The sequence below is a fragment of the Symbiopectobacterium purcellii genome (genome assembly GCF_019797845.1).
Taxonomy (GTDB): domain Bacteria; phylum Pseudomonadota; class Gammaproteobacteria; order Enterobacterales; family Enterobacteriaceae; genus Symbiopectobacterium; species Symbiopectobacterium purcellii.
On the sequence record NZ_CP081864.1, the window covers coordinates 3,741,101 to 3,763,115 of the forward strand.

At 52.3% G+C, this 22,015-nt stretch carries 17 protein-coding genes and 1 pseudogene; 12 read left to right on the forward strand and 6 right to left on the reverse strand.

Translation table 11 applies throughout. From position 1 onward, the window contains the following. Window positions 1–68: 68 nt before the first annotated feature. Window positions 69–947 carry an MBL fold metallo-hydrolase gene (locus K6K13_RS17525; protein WP_222158119.1) on the forward strand — a complete coding sequence of 293 codons (879 nt, stop codon included), beginning with the start codon at window positions 69–71 and terminating at the stop codon, window positions 945–947. Then, on the forward strand, window positions 935–1,591 hold the full coding sequence (locus K6K13_RS17530) for a DsbA family protein (RefSeq protein ID WP_222158120.1): 657 nt from the start codon (window positions 935–937) through the stop codon (window positions 1,589–1,591). The genes K6K13_RS17525 and K6K13_RS17530 overlap by 13 nt, the downstream gene beginning before the upstream one ends. A 56-nt stretch (window positions 1,592–1,647) precedes the next feature. On the opposite strand, the gene K6K13_RS17535 is transcribed toward K6K13_RS17530, so the two are convergent. Both K6K13_RS17535 and K6K13_RS17540 read right to left on the reverse strand, forming a co-directional pair. Beyond that, the gene (locus K6K13_RS17535; protein WP_222158121.1) at window positions 1,648–2,166 is read right to left on the reverse strand and encodes a phosphoribosyltransferase; all 519 of its coding nucleotides are present in this window, start codon (window positions 2,164–2,166) and stop codon (window positions 1,648–1,650) included. 61 nt (window positions 2,167–2,227) lie between these two features. Continuing rightward, window positions 2,228–2,800 carry a TetR/AcrR family transcriptional regulator gene (locus K6K13_RS17540; protein ID WP_222158122.1) on the reverse strand — a complete coding sequence of 191 codons (573 nt, stop codon included), beginning with the start codon at window positions 2,798–2,800 and terminating at the stop codon, window positions 2,228–2,230. A 195-nt stretch (window positions 2,801–2,995) separates the two neighbouring features. Here K6K13_RS17540 and K6K13_RS17545 point away from each other — a divergent pair, with 195 nt between their 5' ends. From K6K13_RS17545 to pspG, 3 genes are all read left to right on the forward strand, one after another. Then, a complete protein-coding gene (locus tag K6K13_RS17545; RefSeq protein ID WP_222158123.1) occupies window positions 2,996–3,919 on the forward strand; it encodes an oxidoreductase in 924 nt (307 codons plus the stop codon). A 336-nt stretch (window positions 3,920–4,255) separates the two neighbouring features. Beyond that, window positions 4,256–5,200: a tRNA dihydrouridine(20/20a) synthase DusA gene (gene dusA / locus K6K13_RS17550; RefSeq protein ID WP_252120539.1), complete on the forward strand. Its 945-nt coding sequence runs from the start codon at window positions 4,256–4,258 to the stop codon at window positions 5,198–5,200. 162 nt (window positions 5,201–5,362) lie between these two features. After that, on the forward strand, window positions 5,363–5,626 hold the full coding sequence (pspG, locus tag K6K13_RS17555; RefSeq protein ID WP_222158124.1) for an envelope stress response protein PspG: 264 nt from the start codon (window positions 5,363–5,365) through the stop codon (window positions 5,624–5,626). A 340-nt stretch (window positions 5,627–5,966) separates the two neighbouring features. Here the strand turns inward: pspG and K6K13_RS17560 are convergent, their stop codons facing one another. After that, on the reverse strand, window positions 5,967–6,956 hold the full coding sequence (locus K6K13_RS17560) for a quinone oxidoreductase (RefSeq protein WP_222158125.1): 990 nt from the start codon (window positions 6,954–6,956) through the stop codon (window positions 5,967–5,969). Window positions 6,957–7,072: 116 nt separating this feature from the next. On the opposite strand from K6K13_RS17560, the gene dnaB reads away from it, so the two are divergent. Both dnaB and alr read left to right on the forward strand, forming a co-directional pair. Beyond that, on the forward strand, window positions 7,073–8,479 hold the full coding sequence (gene dnaB / locus K6K13_RS17565; RefSeq protein WP_222158126.1) for a replicative DNA helicase: 1,407 nt from the start codon (window positions 7,073–7,075) through the stop codon (window positions 8,477–8,479). Between the two features lie 38 nt (window positions 8,480–8,517). Next, a complete protein-coding gene (gene alr / locus K6K13_RS17570; RefSeq protein WP_222158127.1) occupies window positions 8,518–9,597 on the forward strand; it encodes an alanine racemase in 1,080 nt (359 codons plus the stop codon). A 42-nt stretch (window positions 9,598–9,639) separates the two neighbouring features. Here alr and K6K13_RS17575 read toward each other — a convergent pair whose 3' ends face one another. Further along, entirely contained in the window at window positions 9,640–11,022 is a 1,383-nt protein-coding gene (locus tag K6K13_RS17575; RefSeq protein WP_222158128.1) for an amino acid permease, read from the reverse strand. Window positions 11,023–11,382: 360 nt separating this feature from the next. Here K6K13_RS17575 and K6K13_RS17580 point away from each other — a divergent pair. The 4 genes and pseudogenes from K6K13_RS17580 to K6K13_RS17595 all read left to right on the forward strand — a co-directional run bounded on the left by K6K13_RS17580 (window position 11,383) and on the right by K6K13_RS17595 (window position 15,957). After that, a pseudogene (locus tag K6K13_RS17580) lies at window positions 11,383–11,848 on the forward strand (Lrp/AsnC family transcriptional regulator). Window positions 11,849–12,110: 262 nt separating this feature from the next. After that, complete coding sequence (locus K6K13_RS17585) at window positions 12,111–12,725, forward strand: YitT family protein (protein ID WP_222158129.1); 615 nt, start codon at window positions 12,111–12,113, stop codon at window positions 12,723–12,725. A 64-nt stretch (window positions 12,726–12,789) separates the two neighbouring features. Next, entirely contained in the window at window positions 12,790–13,983 is a 1,194-nt protein-coding gene (locus tag K6K13_RS17590) for an amino acid aminotransferase (RefSeq protein WP_222158130.1), read from the forward strand. Window positions 13,984–14,337: 354 nt separating this feature from the next. Then, window positions 14,338–15,957: a sensor domain-containing diguanylate cyclase gene (locus tag K6K13_RS17595; protein WP_222158131.1), complete on the forward strand. Its 1,620-nt coding sequence runs from the start codon at window positions 14,338–14,340 to the stop codon at window positions 15,955–15,957. 55 nt (window positions 15,958–16,012) lie between these two features. Here K6K13_RS17595 and K6K13_RS17600 read toward each other — a convergent pair whose 3' ends face one another. Together K6K13_RS17600 and uvrA are read right to left on the reverse strand one after the other, a co-directional pair. Beyond that, the gene (locus K6K13_RS17600) at window positions 16,013–17,680 is read right to left on the reverse strand and encodes a methyl-accepting chemotaxis protein (RefSeq protein ID WP_222158132.1); all 1,668 of its coding nucleotides are present in this window, start codon (window positions 17,678–17,680) and stop codon (window positions 16,013–16,015) included. A gap of 654 nt (window positions 17,681–18,334) precedes the next feature. Further along, window positions 18,335–21,166, reverse strand: a complete 2,832-nt coding sequence (gene uvrA, locus K6K13_RS17605) for an excinuclease ABC subunit UvrA (protein ID WP_222158133.1) — start codon at window positions 21,164–21,166, stop codon at window positions 18,335–18,337. 305 nt (window positions 21,167–21,471) lie between these two features. Between uvrA and K6K13_RS17610 the strand changes: the two genes are divergently transcribed. Further along, a complete protein-coding gene (locus K6K13_RS17610; RefSeq protein WP_222158134.1) occupies window positions 21,472–22,014 on the forward strand; it encodes a single-stranded DNA-binding protein in 543 nt (180 codons plus the stop codon). Window position 22,015 lies beyond the last annotated feature (1 nt).

The following is a 22,015-nucleotide window of genomic DNA, read 5'->3' on the forward strand; positions in this document are numbered from 1 at the left end:
AGACCCCGTTGCGTACTTTTAAACGAATCTCACTTTTAACGAATAAAGACATGAATGGAGTTCTTGCTATGAAAAAATCTACCTTAACGCTGGTTGCCGCCGCTGTACTGAGTATGACGACTGTGGCTCACGCCGCCTCGCCGTTGAAGCTTGAAGTCTTTAACCCCGGTGAAGCCAGTATTTTCCCGGTATCATCCGCGCTGATTGTTGGCGAACATGAAGTGGCACTGATTGACGCCCAGTTCCAGCGTAACGATGCACAAACGTTGGTGGGTCGCATTAAAGCCACCGGCAAGCCGTTGAAAACCATTTATATCAGCCATTCTGATCCGGATTATTACTTCGGTCTGGATGTGATCAAGGCCGCTTTCCCAGATGCGAAAGTGATTGCCACCCCGGCAACCATCGCCGCGATCGAAACCAGCCAGGCGGGTAAAGTGGCCTACTGGGGCCCGATCATGAAAGAAAACGCGCCGCAAAAAATTATCGTGCCAACGCCGTTGAAGGGCGACAGCTTCACCGTTGATGGTCAGAAACTGGAAGTGAAAGGTCTGACAGGGCCTACGCCGGATCGCACGTTCGTGTGGATCCCGTCGATGAGCACCGTGGTAGGAGGGATTCCGGTTTCCGCCAATATCCATCTGTGGATTGCCGATACCCAAACGCCGCAATCTCGCGCTGACTGGCGTCAGACGTTACAACAGATTGAGCAGTTAAAACCGAAACAAGTGGTGCCGGGTCACTTCCTGCCGCCCATGGATTACAGCCTGAGCAGCGTCACGTTCAGCCTGCAATACCTGGACACGCTGGAAAAAGCGCTGGCGACCAGTAAAGATTCTGCTGCGCTGATCGATACCATGAAAAAGCAGTACCCCGACCTGCACGAAGAGTCCAGCTTGGAACTGAGTGCCAAAGTGCTTAAAGGTGAAATGAAATGGCCGCAGTAACGCTGCACTATATTTATGACCCGCTGTGTGGCTGGTGCTACGGTGCCGCGCCGCTGGCGCAGGCCGCGCAAGCAATGCCAGGCGTCAATGTGGTGCTGCACGGTGGCGGCATGATGACAGGCAGCAACCGCCGTCAGGTCACCCCGCAGTGGCATGACTACGTGTTACCGCATGACCAGCGTATCGCAGAACTGACCGGTCAGCCTTTTGGCCGGCCCTACTTCGATAAACTGCTGCGCGATACCAGCGTCGTGCTGGACTCCGCGCCGCCGACGGCAGCCGTTATCGCGGCAGAACGTATGGCTAACAAAGGCTATGAGATGCTGCACCATGTGCAACGAGCGCATTATGAACAGGGTAGAAAAATCGCTGATGTCGATGTATTGACACAGTGCGCCAGTGAAATCGGGCTGGACCCCGTTGCTTTTGCCAATGAGTATGCCTTCGTTAACGCCGATGGCCTGGAGCACCATTTCAAGGAGAGCCGCGCATTATTGGCGAAAGTGGGCGGACACGGCTTCCCCACCTTTGTGCTGGAAACCGCCAACGGTAATAGAGAGATCGTCCAGACGGTGGAATTTCTCGGCAATATCGATGCGTGGCGCGCCTTTTTGCAGGTTAAGATCGGCGGGTTCGCTGCCTAAGCGCTATTCACTCCCCGTAAGCCGGTGTCGATGACACCGGCTATTTTTCAGACGAACTACATCTTCAATTTTGATATATAGGGGATATTTCTATATTTATCCTGCCAGGGTAGGCCATAGCCGATGAGCAAATCATCATTTCCCATCTCATAGGCATAGTATTGTTTGGCGGGTATAACGACTCGGTTAGGTTTAACAAACAGCGTGGCGATCGATAAAGATTTTGGCATGAAGTGGTCACTCAGGTGAGTAACAAGCCGCTTCATGGTGCCGCCAGACTCGATGGCATCATCCATTAAAATAATATCTCTGCCCGACACGCCCACATTATCATGGAAAATAATATCAGAACCGTTATTTCTCTCCCCGGGTGTATGGGGACAAGAGATATAATCCATTGAAATATCGAAATTAAGCATCCTGACAACATCAGCGGTGAATAGCATTCCGCCAGGAACAACGGTTATAACGACAGCATCACTAAACACATGATTCAACTGTTGAGCAACCTTTTCTACCCCTTGTTTTATCTCAGTTGCACTCAATATTGTTTCGCCGATATGTCTGTTTTGCATACCCACTCCATCTACAATAATTTCAATGTTAATGCCGTCCCTTATGGCGATTGAGCGTCCATCAGGCTGCGGATGCCCCAGAAAGTACTACATCGACCAAGCGTTTCGCACTCTCTTCCCATTCACTCTCTTGACCATAACTCGCGATCCCAGCAATGGCACACAAGATATCTAACGCCCGAATATCTTGCACAATACTCCCCTCTTGAAGGACATGAGCCAACAACGTGTCGAAGGCAGTAACAAGTACCTCACCCGATAAAGCACAAAACGCATCGCCGCCATTCGATCGACAGCTCAGTACCCCAGCCATAATTTGCTTGTTCTTTAATGTATCAATGAACACCAGCAACCATCGACGAATGGCTTCCCGCGGGGGATAGTTTGTTGACAGCTTAAGCGCAGCTTGATGCAGCCGTATGCCTTGCTCACTGTAAATTTCATTAATGAGTATTTCCCGCGTAGGAAAATGACGATAAAGCGTCCCAATTCCAACGCCTGCACTACGTGCAATCTCCTCTAAACTGGCGGATAGCCCATGTTCAGCAAAAACTACTTTGGCGATATCCAATAAACGCTGTCGGTTACGTAGCGCATCGGCTCGTGGTTTGCGTATTTTGATTTCTTCTTGCACGGCTCATCGTCTCACTTGACATTCGGAGGAATCCTCCGCTTAAATAAACGGAGGATGCCTCATGTTATCTTTCCGCGCGATTCAACACAATCCTGCTGGAATGGATTACACCAATATCCTCAGACACATGCAGAACAAGAAACGGCTCATCCCCCCAAGGGAAAAACAGATATTCACTGCTGCGAGAAAATTAACATGTCCACTCCATCCAAGGGCTTTACAGAAGCCGATGTACCCGACCAAACGGGAAAATGCATCATTGTCACAGGGGCAAACACGGGCATCGGGTTCGAGGTAGCGCGTGTTTTAACCTCGCGTGGGGCCAGAGTGCTGCTTGCTTGCCGTGATAAGGCGAAAGCAAATGAAGCCATTGCGCGCATAAAACACGATATCCCATCGGCAGATCTTGCCTTCCTGCCGTTAGATCTTGCCGATCTTTCCAGTATTCAAACAGCAGCCCAGCTAGCGGGTGATGAACCCAAAATCGATGTACTTATCAATAATGCAGGCGTAATGACCCCACCGCTGATGCGTACCAAACAGGGTTTCGAACTTCAGTTTGGTGTTAATCATCTCGGCTGCTTCGCGCTGACCGCCCACCTCCTCCCTAAACTCAGGGAGACTGCGGGGGCGAGGATCGTAACAACATCCAGTATTGCTCACCGAAATGCAGACATTGATTGGAACGACATCAATGCGGAAAATAGCTATGCTCGGATGAAACGTTATTCGGCGAGCAAGCTGGCTAATGCATTGTTCTTTTATGAACTTGATCGTCGTTTGCAGGCAATCAACGATACCGTGATCTCCGTAGGTTGCCATCCGGGGATGGCTGCAACTGAGCTGGGTCGCTATATGGGCCCACTACAGATCCTTAATCCTCTGGTCAAATGCATACTCAATAGCGCCCAAAAAGGAGCATGGCCAACATTACAAGCTGCAACAGCGACTGTTCAACCTGGCGATTATTATGGCCCGATCGGTTTTGGTGGCGTAAGAGGGTGTTCTGGCAAGGCATTGATATCAGCGAAGGCACAGGATCCTGCGCTTGCAAGGCGACTTTGGGATCTCTCTATCCGTCTAACGGGCGTTGATCCACAACTCGCCCCCGTGCAATAAGCGCTCATTGCGATAGTCAGCATTAGGTTTTCTAACCTCTGCCCAAGGCGCGGGATTCTCGGTATACTACCCCCCGCCTTTATGTTGCCTGACGGTGCAGCGATAGCGTAACTCGCCTTGCTGGTACTATGCTTTTCTATTATGCCACTGGCCATAGAGAGCTTGTGGTATTCATCTACCCAAAACAGTAGGGACAGATAGGAGGCTAGTTTCATCAACAATGTCTGGATACGTTCGAAAATGATGCACAAACAACACTCAGAATCCCCATTAGAATCAAGCTTCGAAGTCAAACCTGACAGACCTGTTCATAAGCAAACATTTTCCATTGCGCCGATGCTCGATTGGACCGATCGTCATTGCCGCTATTTCCACCGCCAATTGACCCGTCAAACGCTGCTGTACACCGAGATGGTCACGACCGGTGCCATTATTTACGGCAAAGGCGATTATCTGGCTTACAGTGATACCGAGCATCCGGTGTCGTTGCAGTTGGGCGGTAGCGATCCTGCCGCGTTGGCGCAGTGCGCGCAGTTGGCAGAGCAGCGCGGCTACGATGAGATCAATCTCAACGTTGGCTGCCCTTCGGACCGTGTGCAGAATGGACGCTTTGGCGCCTGCCTGATGGCAGAAGCAGAACTGGTGGCGGATTGCATTAAAGCGATGCGCGATCGGGTATCGATCCCGGTTACGGTGAAAACCCGTATCGGCATCGACGATCAGGATAGCTACGCTTTCCTGTGCGACTTTGTTCACACCGTGGCCGAGCGCGGCCAGTGCGATACCTTTATTATCCATGCGCGCAAAGCCTGGCTTTCGGGTCTCAGTCCAAAAGAGAATCGCGAGATCCCACCGCTGGATTATCCACGCGTCTATCAGCTCAAACGCGATTTCCCAGCATTGACCATCGCCATTAACGGCGGTGTAAAAACGCTGGAAGAGGCAAAAACCCATTTGGCACAGCTCGATGGGGTGATGATGGGGCGCGAAGCCTATCAGAATCCCGGCTTGCTGCTGGATGTCGATTCGCAACTGTTCGGTATTGATACCCCTGCCATCAGCCCGTTTAGCGTGGTGGAAGCGATGTATCCTTACATTGAGCATGAACTGACGAACGGAACCTATTTAGGCCATATCACCCGTCATATGCTGGGCTTGTTCCAAAGTATCCCCGGCGCGCGTCAATGGCGCCGTCACTTAAGCGAAAATGCTCATAAACCCGGCGCAGGCATCCCGGTGGTGGAAGCGGCACTGGCGCTGGTACGCGATCGTGTAGCATAAAAAACACCAATAGTTAGTCAAAATAGCCACTATTTATTGCCCCCCCCACATCCCCTTCTGATAAATCAAAGCGTTATCAGAGGGGAAAGGTTGGCATGCTTCTTGTAATACCTCCCGCAGAGCACGTCTTTAGTACGGCACACCTGATTGAGGAGAGGAATCATGCTGGAGTTTTTGTTCGTTGTGGGCTTTTTCGTGATGTTAATGGTCACCGGGATTTCACTGATTGGCGTACTGGGCGCACTGGTCATTGCGGCGGTGGTGATGCTGGTGGGTGGGCTGATTGTTACCGCCATCAAAGTACTGCCCTGGCTGCTGCTGGCAGTGGCGTTACTGGCAGCAAAAACCGCTGCGCGATTACCGCTGATGCCATGCGTTGTGACGGCAGCTGCAAATACCGCTTCTGAGCACCACAATCCTCAGTAATTTACGCGAATTTTGTGCGCCAGCAGATATTTTTTCCCCTAAGCCGCTGTTAGGATGGCGGCTCTTGGTCACTATGACTGCCTCCATGTAGCAAGGCGGTTTGCGTAACCGGTAACACGCACAGGACACGCGGCCTGTGCGAATCAATAAAAAATGATTTCATCAGCGTCAGAGCATCATCATCCAAAAAAATTACGCCTCGATGCGCTGACGTTCGCCACGCTGTACCCTACATACAGCATGATGAAATATCAAAAATAATGCAGCAACAAGGGCCCCGTTTGGGGCCCTTACTTTTTTACGCTGACCTGCCCTTTTAGGACAGACTACCGCGCCTCACTTATCGTCCTGGGATCAGCAGGCAGGAACCGTGCGTCTGACGACTCTCCAGTGCGCGATGCGCTTTTTGCGCTTCCGACAGCCCGAAGATCTGGTTGGCAGACACATCTACCTTGATGGCGCCACTGGCAATCAGCGAAAACAGCTCACTGCTTGCTTTATCCAGTTCAGCCCGGTTGGTCACGTAGCCAAACAGCGACGGACGCGTCACGTAAAGCGAGCCTTTCTGATTTAGAATGCCTAAATTCACGCCGGTCACCGGGCCTGAAGCGTTACCGAAGCTCACCATCAAACCGCGACGTTGCAGACTATCGAGCGAGGCTTCCCACGTGTCTTTACCCACCGAGTCGTACACCACCGGCACTTTCTGCCCATCGGTTAATTCCAGCACCCGCTGCGCGATGTTCTCACTGCGATAGTTGATGGTCGCCCAGGCCCCCGCCTGACGCGCCAGCGCCGCCTTGTCATCGGACCCGACGGTACCAATCAGTTTCGCGCCCAGCGCCTTGGCCCACTGGCAGGCGATCAGGCCAACGCCACCGGCGGCCGCGTGGAACAGGAATGTCTCACCGGAGGTAATCTCATAGGTTTCACGCAGCAGGTAGTATACCGTCAGGTCTTTCAGGAACGACGCCGCGCCCTGCTCAAAGCTGATAGCCTCTGGTAGATGCGCTACGCGATCCGCCACCACGTTGTGCACCGCACTGTAAGCGCCCAGCCCCGCTTGCGCGTACACCACGCGATCGCCGACCTGAAAACCACTTACCCCCGCACCCACTTTCGCCACCACCCCCGCCGCCTCAGTGCCCAGCCCAGACGGGAAGGTCTGCACGGGATAAAGCCCACTGCGCACGTAGGTATCGATAAAGTTGATTCCGACAGCGCGGTTTTCAATTTGTACTTCACCCGCAGCCGGTTCACGCGGGGTAAAATCAACGTACTCCAGCACCTCAGGGCCACCGTGGGCGCTGAATTGAATGCGTTTCGCCATGTTTTCTCCTGATGCGGTCCGGTGCGATAAACACACGGGCGCGTTTTTATCACGTCAGTTTCGTATACAATGCCTCCTTCTGGAATGACAAATCAACCAACAAAGAACGTAATCCCATGGCAGAAAAGCGCACCGCACCCCCATCGAAACAGCCCCGCGACCGACAGGTGGAAGGGTTAAAGCTTCCGCCCCACTCGCTGGAAGCGGAACAGTCGGTTCTGGGCGGCTTGATGCTCGACAACGAGCGCTGGGATAACGTCGCAGAACGCGTCGTCGCCAACGATTTCTACAACCGCGCCCACCGTCTGATTTTCAGCGAAATGCAGCGCCTGTTGGAATTGAACAAGCCCATCGATCTCATCACCCTGTCCGAATCGTTGGAGCAAAAAGGCGAGCTGGACACGGTCGGCGGTTTTGCCTATCTGGCTGAACTGGCGAAAAACACCCCCAGCGCCGCCAACATCAGTGCCTATGCGGATATCGTGCGCGAACGAGCGGTGGTGCGTGAGATGATCGCTGTCGCCCATGAAATCGCCGATGCCGGTTACGATCCACAGGGCCGCAGCAGTGAAGATCTGCTGGATCTGGCGGAATCACGCGTGTTTCAGATAGCCGAAAACCGTGCCAGCAAGGATGAAGGTCCGAAAAGCATCGACCGCATTCTGGAAGATACCGTCTCTCGTATTGAGCAGTTGTATCAACGCCCACACGACGGGGTAACCGGCGTTTCCAGTGGTTATCAGGATCTGGATAAAAAAACCGCCGGGCTGCAAAAGTCAGACTTGATTATCGTCGCGGCACGTCCCTCCATGGGGAAAACCACGTTCGCCATGAACCTGTGCGAAAACGCCGCGATGATGCAAGAGAAGCCGGTGCTGATCTTCAGTCTGGAAATGCCCGGCGAACAGATCATGATGCGTATGCTGGCATCGCTGTCGCGCGTGGATCAAACCCGTATCCGTACCGGGCAGTTGGATGACGAGGACTGGGCGCGTATCTCCAGCACCATGGGTATTCTGCTGGAGAAGAAGAACATGTATATCGATGACTCTTCCGGCCTGACGCCCACGGAAGTGCGCTCCCGCGCGCGCCGCGTTTTCCGCGAACATGATGGTCTCAGCCTGATCATGATCGACTACCTGCAACTGATGCGGGTGCCCGCCCTTTCGGATAACCGAACCCTTGAGATAGCCGAAATTTCCCGTTCTCTCAAAGCATTGGCAAAAGAATTGCAGGTGCCTGTGGTCGCACTCTCTCAGCTTAACCGTAGTCTGGAGCAGCGAGCGGATAAACGCCCGGTCAACTCCGACCTGCGTGAATCCGGCTCTATCGAGCAGGATGCCGACCTGATTATGTTTATCTATCGTGATGAGGTTTATCATGAAAACAGCGATTTGAAAGGCATCGCTGAGATTATCTTGGGGAAACAGCGTAACGGCCCTATCGGTACCGTTCGGTTGACCTTCAACGGGCAGTGGTCGCGTTTTGATAATTACGCCGGTCCACAATACGATGATGAATAAATAGCGCACCTAAGTGGGCAGCGTTAAGGACAGTAGAAATGAAAACGGCAACCGCCGTCATCAGCCGCCGCGCATTGCGTCACAATATGCAGCGCGTGCGCCAGTTAACGCCTAACAGTCGGCTGGTCGCCGTCGTCAAGGCCAATGCATACGGCCACGGTGCCGTGGAATGCGCCACCACCCTTCAGGATGCCGATTGCTTCGGCGTCGCCCGACTTTCGGAAGCGTTGGCACTGCGCCACGCGGGCATCACCAAACCCATCCTGCTGCTGGAAGGGTTTTTCTCTGCCGACGACCTTCCCTTACTGGCGCAGCATCAATTGGAAACCGCGGTGCACAGCGTCGAGCAGTTGGAAGCCTTGGAGCAGGCCGATTTGCCACATCAGCTTACCGTGTGGATGAAGCTGGATACGGGCATGCACCGTTTGGGGGTGCGTCCCGATAAAGCGGAAGCGTTTTATCAACGGCTGACCCAGTGCCGCAATGTGGTGCAACCGGTGAATATCATGAGCCATTTTTGCCGCGCCGATGAGCCAGAGTTCAATACCACCCTGAAACAGCTCGCCTGCTTTGATGCTTTTGTCGAAGGGAAGCCCGGCGCGCAATCTATCGCGGCTTCCGGCGGCATTCTGCTGTGGCCACAGGCACACCGTAATCAGGTGCGGCCGGGGATTATTCTCTACGGCGTATCACCGTTGGCCACTGAAACCGCCACGCATTTTGGACTGCAACCCGCCATGACCCTCACCTCACACCTGATCGCGGTGCGTGAGCACAAAGCGGGTGAAACCGAAGGATATGGCTGTATCTGGACCAGCGAGCGCGATACCCTGCTCGGCGTGGTCGCTATGGGGTATGGCGATGGCTACCCGCGCACAGCGCCGTTGGGTACGCCAGTGCTGGTCAATGGCCGTGAAGTGCCGTTGGTTGGACGCGTATCGATGGATATGTTGACGGTCGATCTGGGACCCGATGCCCGGGAGCGGGTGGGCGATGAAGTGATCTTGTGGGGAGAGGCGCTGCCCGTCGAGCGGATCGCCGCACACAGCAAGATCAGCGCTTACGAACTGATTACCCGCGTGACACAGCGCCTGGCGCTGGTGTATCTCGACGATTAATGCGTAAGAAAGGCGTACCGCAGGGTACGCCTTTCCCATCAATTACGCGTCACTGACCGCAACATCTGCCGGGGTGCGTTTACGGTTCTTCACCCGATAAGCCACAGCCATTGCCACCAGCCACACGGGAATCAGCCATACCGAGATCTGGATACCGGGCGTCATCGCCATGATCACCAGAATACCCGCCAGAAACAGCAGGCAAATCACGTTGGTCACCGGATAGCCCCAGCTTTTAAAACGCGTTTCCTTTGCAGCCGCTTGCATCGCATGGCGGAACTTGAGGTGTGTAATGCAAATCATCGCCCAGTTGATCACTAACGCGGACACCACCAGCGCCATCAGCAGCTCAAACGCTTTGCCCGGCATCAGGTAGTTCAACACCACGCACAGCCCGGTTGCCAACGCCGATACGCCAAGCGCGTTCAACGGAATGCCACGTTTGTTGACGCTTAACAGTGCCCGAGGGGCGTTGCCCTGTTTAGGCAGGCCAAACAGCATACGGCTATTGCAATAGACGCAACTGTTATACACCGAGAGCGCCGCAGAGAGCACCACCAGATTCAACACGGTTGCCACCACGTTGCTATCCAGCGCGTGGAAAATCAACACAAACGGGCTGCCACCTTCCACCACTTTCTGCCAGGGGTACAGCGACAGCAACACCGCCAATGCCCCCACATAAAACAGCAGAATGCGATAAATCACCTGATTGGTGGCGCGCGGAATACTTTTTTCTGGCTGATCGGCCTCAGCGGCAGTGATCCCGACCAATTCAAGGCCGCCAAAGGAGAACATGATGACCGCCATTGCCATCACCATGCCACCAAAACCATTGGGGAAAAACCCGCCGTGTTGCCACAGGTTAGCCACGCTGGCCTCTGGCCCGCCACTCCCACTGATCAGTAGGTAGCAACCGAACGCAATCATGCCGATAATCGCCGCCACTTTGATGATGGCAAACCAGAACTCCATTTCACCGTAAACCTTCACGTTAGTGAGGTTGATGGCGTTAATCAGCAGGAAGAAAACCGCTGCCGACACCCAGGTCGGCACATCGGGAAACCAGTATTGAATGTAAATCCCGACCGCAGAAAGCTCAGCCATGCTGACCAGCACATAGAGCACCCAGTAGTTCCAACCGGACATAAAACCGGCAAAGCTACCCCAGTATTTATTGGCGAAATGGCTAAAGGAACCGGCTACGGGCTCCTCCACCACCATTTCCCCTAACTGACGCATAATGAAAAAAGCAATAATCCCGGCAATCGCATAACCCAACAGAACCGATGGCCCGGCCATTTTGATGGTTTGCGCAATCCCCAAAAACAGCCCGGTACCTACCGCGCCCCCTAATGCAATCAACTGGATATGGCGGTTTTTTAACCCTCTTTTCAGTTGATCCGCTGTCTGCGACGTATCCATGACATTCCCCGAACAAGATGTTGTGTTGGCAATTTCATAGCAACAATCAGGCCAGCCTCGGCAATACCACGGCAAATTTCGGCCATAAAAGAAACTAATATCATGAATATATTCATTATTTTTATTATCACATTGCGGGATACTCCGGGGCAGCACAAAACAGACTGGTGCATAAACAGGCAATCACATGCACAAAATGCCCTTAATTGCATCACCGAACGCACGATATTGCGCCAACACGGTGCATGCCCATTGGTTGTGCAATCCCCCTGAGAACCGGGGTATGAAAAGAAGCGGCACGCAGTGATAAAAAGCTGCTAGTCTGTTTTATCTCCCGATACATCATGCGGATAAAGCACTATGTACCAGATAGACGATTATGATTTGAAAATGCTGACCTTACTGCAAACCAACGGCCGCTTGACCAATCAAGAGTTAAGCGAGCTAATCGGATTATCCGCATCGCAGTGCTCGCGCCGTCGCATTGCGCTTGAACAGGCTAAACAGATCCTGGGCTACCACGCCCGCCTGGCACCCAATGCCATCGGTCTGGATGTGTCTGGGTTTGATCGAAGTGCGCCTGATCAACCATACCCCCGACTACGTGGAGCGCTTTCACCAAATGCTAGGAGAGGTGGATGCGATCATTGATGCCTATAAAACCACCGGCGATGCCGACTATTTACTGAAAGTTGCAGTAGCCGATCTGCAAGGGCTGAGCGATCTGATCAGTCGCATCTTGTCGCAGAATAAAAGCGTTTCTCATCTGAAGACCTCGGTGGTACTGAATCGCCTAAAAGAGAATGGGCTCATGTTGCCTAACTGAAGGCTTGCACCCTAATAGGGCAAGACGCTTCCTTTTAGTGCATGAAAAGAATAAGAACGCGCATTAACACCTTAAGCTACGCGTAGATCACGCAAAAAATTACGTTTTCTGCATTTTTTGTGCACACCGTAATGACAGCATTTCAATAACTTATATTTATTATCACGGTAATACGTCATTTTCCCCGCGGTAAGCCCCATTTTTGGTGCATTTCTTGCTTTGCTTGCGTCACATTTTTATTTTTTCTGCCATTGAGCACACCATGGATAACGTTGTTGCAACTGAAAATCTAAAACACACGCTGCTGGAGGATGTTCTGGCGCTGTTGATTGGCTCATTGATGGTGTCTTTTGGGATCATCCTGTTACGCCAATCTGGCGCGCTCACCGGCGGCACGGCAGGGATGGCGTTCCTGCTGCACTACATCACGCACATTTCATTTGGCACCATTTTCTTTCTGATCAACCTGCCGTTTTATTATCTGGCCGTTCGCCGCATGGGCTGGCATTTCACCATCAAGACCTTCTGTGCCGTCGGGCTGGTTTCCCTGCTGTCAGACGTGCATCCGCTGTTTATTCACTTCGATAGACTTCAGCCGTTCTATGCCACGCTGTTTGGCAACATCATCATTGGGTTGGGCTTTATTGTGCTGTTTCGTCACAAGGCCAGTCTGGGTGGCGTGAATATTTTGGCGCTCTACCTTCAGGATCACTACGGCATACGCGCTGGCAAGTTACAAATGGCGGTTGATGTGGTGATTGTACTGGCTTCACTGTTTGTGGTAAGCATACCTATGCTGGTGGTTTCCGTATTAGGTGCCGTGATTCTTAACTTAATCATTGCGATGAATCACCGCCCGGGGCGTTATACGGTCTAATTGGCGTCCAGGGGTTGCGCGCTACGCGTTAAGCGTGGCAGATAATTATTTCAGGAGAAAAACCGTGTTCCAACATGTCGACGCCTATGCCGGAGATCCCATCCTGTCTCTGATGGAAAAATACAAGCAGGACCCGCGCGCAGATAAGATCAATCTCAGTATCGGGCTCTATTACAACGAACAGAATATCATCCCGCAATTGCGCGCCGTGAGCAGTGCCGTTGAAGTACTTGAAGCGCAACCCAAAGCGGCTTCCTCCTATTTGCCGATGGAAGGTTTCCAGCCTTATCGCTCCGCTATTCAGACGCTGTTGTTTGGCAAAGAACACCCAGCGCTGGCGGCAAACCGTATTGCAACGATCCAAACGCTGGGCGGTTCCGGTGCGCTGAAAGTGGGTGCTGACTTCCTGAAACACTATTTCCCTGATTCCGAGGTGTGGGTCAGCGATCCGACCTGGGAAAACCACATCGCTATTTTTGCCGGCGCCGGGTTTAAGGTACACACTTACCCCTACTTTGATGCGCAGACGCTGGGTGTAAATTTCGATGGCATGGTTGCCACGCTGGAAAGCCTGCCAGCGCGCAGCATCGTGCTGCTGCACCCGTGCTGCCATAACCCGACGGGTTCCGATCTGACCCATGCGCAATGGGATCGCATTATTGAAACGGTGATCAAACACGAACTGATTCCGTTTATGGATATTGCCTACCAAGGCTTTGGCGGCGGCATTGATGCCGATGCTTACGCACTGCACGCCATCGCCAGCGCGGGTGTTCCTGCCCTGATAGCCAACTCCTTCTCCAAGATTTTTTCTCTTTATAGTGAACGCGTGGGTGGGCTCTCCGTGGTGTGCGAAGATGCCGATAGCGCGCAGCGTGTATTGGGACAGTTGAAAGCCACGGTACGTCGTAACTACTCAACACCACCGAATTACGGCGCTCAAGTGGTTTCTAACGTGCTGAACGATGCGGCGCGCAACACGGAGTGGAAAGCGGAAGTCGAAGAAATGCGTTCCCGCATTCTCGCCATGCGTAAAGCGCTGGTAGATGCCCTGAAAGCAGAACTGCCAACGCGCAATTTTGACTACCTGCTGACACAGCGCGGCATGTTCAGCTACACCGGCTTCAGCCCGCTACAGGTTGATCGCCTGCGCGACGAATTTGGTGTTTATTTGATCGCCAGTGGCAGAATGTGTGTTGCAGGCCTGAATTCGGGCAATGTGGTACGTGTTGCCAAAGCGTTCGCTGCGGTTCAATAACCCATCAAAGGCTTAACGCCCTGCGTTAAGCCTTTTCTTTTTGCCATTCCACTTACCCAATCATTCCCCTTTCGCTGTGATTCATAAGAAATTTTTATATAGCGTGACATTGACACTCTGCTTGCTCTGAACTACTACTTAAGATATATCCCATAATTTATTACCCAACAGATTTTGATGGATAGGGCGCAGTCCTCAGCTGAGTCTGAGGTGTACGGGAGCCAGTCTCCCCCTACTGTGAAAAAGAAAGGGTACTTTCAACATTCACTTTCTTAATCATTAACTTACATCATGATGTTGAACAGCCGATCGCTCGCTGATTTGCGACAACAATAATAAGCAGAAAGATAATAAATGAAACCATTTCAGAAGCATTTTATTCTTCAAGTCAATTTACGACGTCTCATTCTTTTCATCGCACTATCGGGTATGTCAGTTATTTTTGTAAATAGCTATTTCGCCTTCTACGACACGCAAAAAAAGTTATTGACCGATCAGTTTTTTAAAATAAACCTCAACTATTCATTAAAACTTGCAAATACCGTCGAGACTTTTTTTTCTTCTTCCCAATCACAACTCAGTTTTAGCGCCCAACTGCTCGCCGATAACATGAAAAATGCCGACACGCTGCAAAAAGAGCTCGAGCGGATTCGGCAGATTGGTCATCGCTTCAACTCCGTCTCGGTTATTGACAAGCAGGGCTACATTCGCGCGTTCTCCCCATTACAACCTGGGGTGATTGATGCGCGACTGACTTCCCCTTCCCATGCGGCCACCGTTCAGGCCAACACCTTTTTTATCAGTCAGCCCTATGTTTCTCTAATTGGTAACCTGATTGTCTATATTTCTGTGCCTATCCACAATGCTGAAGGTGAACAGCTAGGGTACGTTGGCGGTTCTATTTATCTCAACAACCGCAATGCAACAAATGAATTTATGAATTCGCAGTTTGATGATGATAATTACGATACCTATGTCCTCAATAAAGATGGAACAATTATTTATCATCATGATAAAAGCCGCATTGGGCAAAAAATAGACGACAACTCATTAAAACAGATGGCGCTATTGGGGAACGAAGGCAATTTTCGTCTGACCGATTCACAAGGAGCAACATTTTTAGCCGGGTTCGCCAAAGTTAAACGCGCGGATTGGATTATTCTTACGCTACAAACGGAACAAATTGTCACTCAGGCATTAAATAACGTAATGATTGATGTGACAAAGAAAAGTGCGCCCGTGCTGCTCATCACCCTGTTCATGATTACCTTGCTGACGATCTACATCGCCAAACCGCTGCGCATGCTGGGACTGGCAGCCAGCCGTATGGACGATCCTGATGTCATCAGCAAAATTCGTGCGGTATCTTCCTGGTATTTCGAAGTCGAACACCTTAAGCGCGTCATCCTGTGGGGCACTATTCTGCTGCATAAACGTATCGGAAAACTCAGTTCGCAGGCTCACACTGACCCGCTCACCGGCCTGCTCAACCGGCGTGGATTGCACGAAAACATTGAAATGTCGCTGCTCAACAACAGCGTCGTTTCAGTGATTGTTATCGATATTGATCACTTTAAGAATGTGAATGACACCTACGGGCACGATGTAGGCGATGAAGTGATTAAAATGCTGGGACGACATTTAAAAACCAACTCGTGCAAAACGGATCTGGTGTGCCGCACCGGCGGTGAAGAGTTCTTGATGCTGCTGCCCGGCATTGATATCCACCTTGCCGTGGTGATTGCCGAGCGGCTACGCAAAAATGTCGCGGAAATGAGTTTCCCCATTTGCCAGCACATCACTATTTCGATTGGTGTAACCTCCTTCCTGCCGAAAGAAGTGCCTATCGATGCCGCGCTCAAAACCGCTGATAACGCGCTGTATCGCGCTAAAAAGGCGGGGCGCAATAAAGTGATTGTGCAGGATATTCCGGAGGACCTGGCGATGATGCTGCATAAGCAGCAAAATGATTAGCATCAGGGACTGAAAGAAAAATGGGGCGCGGCCAAGGCTGCGCCCAGAAGAGCAATTAAAACGAGGTCCAGTCCTGATTATTCTGCGCGGCTGTGCCCGTTGCCAATGCCAACGCGGGCTTGGCTGGCCGAACAAGCGTTGATTCCCGCGCGGCCAACGGTCTGGCAGTCGTCTCGCCCGCATTCAGTTTGAATGCACTCACCGTATGGGTTAATGCCGACGCCTGGGATTGCAGCGACATCGCCGCCGCCGCGGACTCTTCCACCAGTGCCGCATTCTGCTGAGTCGTGGTATCAATCTGCCCAACCGCAACGTTAATCTGGCTAACGCCATCGCTCTGCTCTTGGCTGGCTTGAGAAATCTCCGCAATGATAGCGTTAACGTCCTGCACATGGTTGGTCAAACGACCCAGCGTTTCATCGGCATTGTCGACCAAACTCATCCCGTCCTGAATGTTGCTGACGGAGTCATCGATCAACGTCTTAATTTCCTTGGCGGCCGTTGCGCTACGCTGTGCCAGTGAACGCACTTCGCTGGCGACCATGGCAAAACCGCGCCCTTGCTCACCCGCGCGCGCCGCTTCCACGGCCGCATTGAGCGCCAGAATATTGGTTTGGAAGGCAATGCTGTCAATAACGCCGATAATCTCAGCCATACGCTGCGATGACGATTGAATACCCCGCATTTTTTGCGTCACCGAGAGCATCACTTCACTGCTGTTTTTGGCTGCATCTGATGCCTGATGCGAAACCGACGTGGCCTGACGGGTATTATCTGCGGTGTTTTTGATGGTTGAGGTCAGCTCTTCCATGGAAGAAGCGGTTTGTTCCAGCGAACTGGCCTGTTCTTCGGTGCGTGCAGAGAGATCCTGATTCCCTGAGGCAATCTGTGAAGCCGCAGTGGAAATTGCCTCCGCACCGTCGCGCACTTGACCCACTATCTGACGCAAGCTGCTGTTCATGTTATCCAATGCCTTGAGCAGCAAGCCAGTTTCATCCTGATGAACAGCCTGTACGCGGTAAGTGAGATCGCCCTGTGCCACACGATCGGCCAATGCCAGTGCCTGATGAATCGGGCGTGTCACGCTGCGCGTAATCAGCCAGGCGATCATACCACCCGCCGCCGCTGCGGCCAGGCAGATCAACACCAGCAGCAGACGCGTCTGATTGTAGGTGGTCGTCATGGTATCGAGGGTTTTGGTCATCGTGCCGTTTTGAAAAGCGACCAACTTGCGCACCTGCTCGCGATAGTTGCGCTGTATATCATTCATGGCGGTGGTGAATTCCCGCACACCCGCCTCACGATCTCCGGCGTTCAGCGCCGCAATAATCTTATCGCCAGAGGCCAGGAACTGTGGACGAACCTGTTGGATATCCCGAATGATCTGTTGCGATGCCTCGGGGCTATTGCTGGCAACCAATTTATCCAGCAACTGGCCGCCACGTTTGCGCAGATCGCCCAGCATGTCCAGTGTGCTTTTTACTTGAGCCGGATCGGTAACCAGCAGCAGTCGCTGATAGGCAACCAACGTGCTGTTCACCACATCGATAAGATCGGTGGTTGTCACAGTATCAGGATAAACCCGCGTGACAATCAGTTTCGCATCTTCATGAAACAACGACAGTTTCGAGATTGAGAACGCATTGACCACAAACAGCATCAGCACCAGAAAAGCAAATCCACTGCCGAGGCGATAACCGATGCGCCAGTTAGCGATATTCATTCTTCACTCCTTTCCATATTGCGTATCACAGCCAGGTTATTCTTCCATTGTTCAATACCATCAAAATGAGTGATGACCTGTTGCTGACGAAGCCTGTCTCGCGTTAACACTAAGCAATATAAATGGCTGTTTCGCCGATGTTAGGGAAATAGCATCCCCTCACCCATGATGCAGTGCTATCATCGAAAAAATAAAATCTGACGCTAAGAATTGCTGCTTAATGTTACCCAGCAGTCGCCGTCATAATACGTTGCTGATGGTTGTTATCTGCTTCGTTCGCCCCAGATTACCCCTGATGTCTTTAGGTTTATCGGCAGTAAGCATATCATCTTTACCCTATTGATCGTTTTAATCACTTAAAAATTAACAAATAAAAGCCAAAACTTATCAATATAAGTGGATCGATCGACAGAATCATGCAATAAGTAAAAAATACCTCTACTGATATTATTTAATAGGGTAAGTGGCACGTCAGATGCAGAGATAATAGAAAAGATTTGTCGTGTGATTGTCGTAGAAAGGATATTTATCGCAGAGAGAAATAGCATGAAATAACAGTATGACAACGAAAGCGGGGCGTATCGAAATAAAAGGTTAACGTGGATCTCCTTATAATCACGACGCCCGGCGCAATATCGGGCGTCGTGAACAGCATTACCTGCGTGCCAATATCGGCTTGAGGAAACGGGCAGTGTGCGATGCGTCGCAATTGGCTACCGTCTCTGGGGTGCCGGACACCAGTATTTGACCGCCACCGCTGCCCCCTTCCGGACCAAGGTCTACAATCCAGTCTGCGGTTTTAATCACATCCAGATTATGCTCAATCACCACAATGGTGTTCCCCTGATCGCGCAGTTGGTGCAATACGTCCAACAATTGCTGAATATCGGCGAAATGCAGCCCGGTGGTCGGCTCATCAAGAATATACAGGGTTTGACCGGTTCCTCGCTTGGACAGCTCACGAGACAGTTTTACACGCTGTGCTTCACCGCCGGAGAGCGTGGTTGCCGACTGGCCAAGACGAATATAGGAAAGCCCCACGTCGATAAGGGTTTGCAGCTTGCGCGCCAACGCAGGAATGGCATCAAAGAAGTCACGCGCCTCCTCAATGGTCATTTCCAACACTTCGTGGATGCTTTTACCCTTATATTTGATTTCCAGCGTTTCACGGTTGTAGCGTTTGCCTTTGCACTGATCGCACGGTACATAGATATCCGGCAAGAAGTGCATCTCCACTTTGATGACGCCATCGCCCTGACAGGCCTCACAGCGCCCGCCGCGCACGTTGAAACTAAAGCGCCCCGGGTTGTATCCGCGGCTTCTCGCTTCTGGTACGCCAGCAAACAGTTCACGGATAGGGGTAAATACGCCCGTATAAGTCGCCGGGTTGGAACGCGGTGTGCGCCCAATCGGGCTTTGATCGATATCGATCACCTTATCAAAATGCTCAAGACCATGAATTTCACGGTACGGTGCCGGTTCCGCCAGCGTTGCACCATTGAGTTGACGTTGCGCCAGCGGAAACAGCGTATCGTTAATCAGCGTCGATTTGCCGGAACCAGAGACACCGGTGATGCAGGTGAACAACCCGACAGGCAGCGTCAGCGTGACATCTTTCAGGTTGTTGCCCTTCGCGCCCACCAGCTTTAGCACTTTGGTAGGATCGGCAGGCACCCGTTGCGACGGCACTGAGATTTTTCGCTCACCGCTCAGGTACTGTCCGGTCAGCGATTCAGGCACCGCCATAATCTTTTCTACCGTACCTTCCCCTACCACCTGGCCGCCGTGCACCCCAGCACCCGGACCGATATCAATCACATGATCCGCCGCGCGAATGGCGTCTTCATCGTGTTCCACCACAATCACCGTGTTACCCAGATTGCGCAGGTGGATCAAGGTTTCCAGCAGGCGTTCATTGTCCCGCTGGTGCAAGCCAATGGAGGGTTCATCCAATACGTACATCACCCCCACCAACCCGGCACCAATTTGGCTCGCCAGTCGGATACGCTGCGCTTCACCGCCAGAAAGAGTTTCGGCAGAACGCGACAGCGACAGGTAGTTCAATCCTACGTTCACCAGGAACTTCAGACGATCGCCTATCTCCTTCAACACCTTTTCAGCAATCTGCGCGCGCTGACCACTTAGCTTCATGTTTTGGAAGAATGTCATCGCATGGCCGATACTCATGTCGGAAATCTGCGGCAGCGTAGTCTGTTCGACAAACACATGGCGCGCTTCCTTACGCAGGCGCGTGCCGCTGCAACTGGCACAGGGACGATTGCTGATGAACTTGGCCAGCTCTTCGCGCACCGCGCTTGATTCGGTTTCCTTGTAACGCCGCTCCATGTTGTTCAACACGCCCTCGAAAGGATGGCGTCGCACCGACGTATCGCCACGATCGTTGATGTATTTGAACTCGATAGTGTCTTTACCGGAGCCGTAAAGAATGACGTGACGAATTTTTTCACTCAGGCTGTCGTAGGGGGCCTCGACATCAAAACGGTAATGCTCCGCCAGTGAACGCAGCATCTGAAAATAGTAAAAGTTGCGTCGATCCCAGCCGCGAATAGCCCCCCCCGCCAGCGACAGCTCACCGTTTTGCACCACACGCGCTGGATCGAAGAACTGTTGCACGCCCAATCCATCACAGCTCGGACAGGCACCTGCCGGGTTGTTAAAGGAGAACATGCGCGGTTCCAGCTCATGCATGCTGTAGCCACACTGCGGACAAGCAAAGTTGGCGGAGAACAGCAGTTCGGGCAACTTGCTGTCATCCATATCCGCCACGATGGCGCTACCGCCGGAAAGCTCCAGCGCAGTTTCAAACGATTCCGCCAGACGCTGTGCCAAATCTTCACGCACCTTGAAACGATCGACCACCACTTCAATGGTGTGTTTTTTCTGTAATTCCAGCTTGGGCGGATCGGAAAGATCGCACACTTCGCCGTCGATACGGGCGCGGATATAGCCTTGTGTCGCCAGGTTTTCCAGCGTTTTGGTGTGCTCCCCTTTGCGATCTTTAACAATGGGGGCGAGCAGCATCAGGCGAGTCCCTTCCGGCTGCGCCAGCACGTTATCCACCATCTGACTGACAGTCTGTGCTGCCAGTGGTACGTCGTGATCCGGACAGCGTGGCTCACCCACGCGGGCAAAGAGCAGGCGCAAATAGTCGTGAATCTCGGTGATGGTACCCACGGTTGAGCGCGGGTTATGAGATGTGGATTTTTGCTCGATGGAAATCGCCGGTGACAACCCTTCGATATGATCGACGTCCGGCTTCTCCATTAACGAGAGAAACTGGCGCGCGTAGGCAGACAACGATTCAACGTAGCGCCGCTGCCCTTCCGCATACAGGGTATCAAACGCCAGCGACGATTTACCGGATCCCGACAACCCGGTGACCACAATCAGTTTATCGCGGGGAATTACCAGATTGATATTTTTGAGGTTATGAGTACGGGCACCACGAACTTCGATCTTATCCATTCACATACATCCCGGAGTTAACGCTATTTTCATCATCCCGCAGGCGGAGATAACCGGTACGAAACGTGCAATTATGACACAAAAATACACCCGCTGCGTTTTCTAGCACCGCAGATGGCGGCTCAGTGGGGGGACATGCAGAAGAAATACGCTAACAAAAAACTGAATAAACATCCAGTACTCTGATGCAACAATGTAACCAATAAAAAAAGTGTGGATGCAACATCGCGGGTACTCAGCACAGTGCTGGCATGTTATGATTTCTGGCTTAGACTTTACGTATTGACTCATCAGGAGACACAAGCATGGCCAGCAGAGGCGTTAATAAAGTGATTCTTGTCGGGAATCTGGGGCAAGACCCGGAAGTCCGTTATCTGCCGAACGGTGGTGCCGTTGCTAACCTGACTCTGGCCACGTCGGATACCTGGCGCGACAAGCAGACCGGCGAGCAGAAAGAGCGCACAGAATGGCACCGCGTCACGCTGTACGGCAAGCTGGCTGAAGTGGCTGGAGAATACCTGCGTAAAGGCTCGCAGGTGTATGTCGAAGGTCAACTGCGCACGCGTAAATGGCAGGATCAGGGTGGGCAGGATCGTTACACCACGGAAGTGGTAGTCGACATTTCCGGCTCCATGCAGATGCTGGGCGGCCGTCAAGGCGGTAGCGCACCAGCAGGCGGCAACGCAGGCAACAGCGCACCGCAGGGTGGCTGGGGACAACCACAGCAGCCTCAGGGCGGTCAGGCTTTCAGCGGTGGTGCACAGCAAGCGCCGCGCCAGCAGAACAATGCCCCGATGCCTGGCGGCAATGAGCCGCCGATGGACTTTGACGACGATATTCCGTTCTAAG

Coding starts and splice junctions, on each gene's coding strand:
- K6K13_RS17525 (WP_222158119.1), top strand. CDS start 69: ATGAAAAAATCTACCTTAACGCTGGTTGCCGCCGCTGTACTGAGTATG.
- K6K13_RS17530 (WP_222158120.1), top strand. CDS start 935: ATGGCCGCAGTAACGCTGCACTATATTTATGACCCGCTGTGTGGCTGG.
- K6K13_RS17535 (WP_222158121.1), bottom strand. CDS start 2,166: ATGCAAAACAGACATATCGGCGAAACAATATTGAGTGCAACTGAGATA.
- K6K13_RS17545 (WP_222158123.1), top strand. CDS start 2,996: ATGTCCACTCCATCCAAGGGCTTTACAGAAGCCGATGTACCCGACCAA.
- dusA (WP_252120539.1), top strand. CDS start 4,256: ATGCTCGATTGGACCGATCGTCATTGCCGCTATTTCCACCGCCAATTG.
- pspG (WP_222158124.1), top strand. CDS start 5,363: ATGCTGGAGTTTTTGTTCGTTGTGGGCTTTTTCGTGATGTTAATGGTC.
- K6K13_RS17560 (WP_222158125.1), bottom strand. CDS start 6,956: ATGGCGAAACGCATTCAATTCAGCGCCCACGGTGGCCCTGAGGTGCTG.
- dnaB (WP_222158126.1), top strand. CDS start 7,073: ATGGCAGAAAAGCGCACCGCACCCCCATCGAAACAGCCCCGCGACCGA.
- alr (WP_222158127.1), top strand. CDS start 8,518: ATGAAAACGGCAACCGCCGTCATCAGCCGCCGCGCATTGCGTCACAAT.
- K6K13_RS17575 (WP_222158128.1), bottom strand. CDS start 11,022: ATGGATACGTCGCAGACAGCGGATCAACTGAAAAGAGGGTTAAAAAAC.
- K6K13_RS17585 (WP_222158129.1), top strand. CDS start 12,111: ATGGATAACGTTGTTGCAACTGAAAATCTAAAACACACGCTGCTGGAG.
- K6K13_RS17595 (WP_222158131.1), top strand. CDS start 14,338: ATGAAACCATTTCAGAAGCATTTTATTCTTCAAGTCAATTTACGACGT.
- K6K13_RS17600 (WP_222158132.1), bottom strand. CDS start 17,680: ATGAATATCGCTAACTGGCGCATCGGTTATCGCCTCGGCAGTGGATTT.
- uvrA (WP_222158133.1), bottom strand. CDS start 21,166: ATGGATAAGATCGAAGTTCGTGGTGCCCGTACTCATAACCTCAAAAAT.
- K6K13_RS17610 (WP_222158134.1), top strand. CDS start 21,472: ATGGCCAGCAGAGGCGTTAATAAAGTGATTCTTGTCGGGAATCTGGGG.